The sequence below is a fragment of the Pseudomonas sp. PME37.24/025 genome, assembly GCF_055556615.1.
The window spans coordinates 1-273 of sequence record NZ_JBVHNK010000173.1; the positions used below are offsets into that span (position 1 = coordinate 1).

Sequence of the window (273 nt, forward strand, 5' to 3'; positions counted from 1 at the left end):
TTGTTAGGGGTGTTGTGTTCCAATACGACTGGTAGCGCACACACTCCGTAGCCGAGATCGATTCGTTCAACGCCGCCGACTTTTGTGTGCACCGTCTGAATGCTCGGGTCGTAATACTTCCGCGCCAGCGCGAGGAAACCGGCATCGTCCGGGTTTTCGTCACGAACTGGAAGGTCTTCCGGAAGAACCGTGCCGAACGAGACGTGTACTCGACCCCATCCCGCCTCGGAATAGAAGGCTTTCGACCGCTCGACATTGCTGCGCACCTTTTCT

The 273-nt window shown here is 56.8% G+C and carries 1 protein-coding gene; it reads right to left on the reverse strand.

From position 1 onward, the window contains the following. A partial coding sequence (locus ACZ3HH_RS29955; protein ID WP_465810198.1) for a hypothetical protein occupies nt 1–273 on the reverse strand: 273 nt, incomplete at both ends.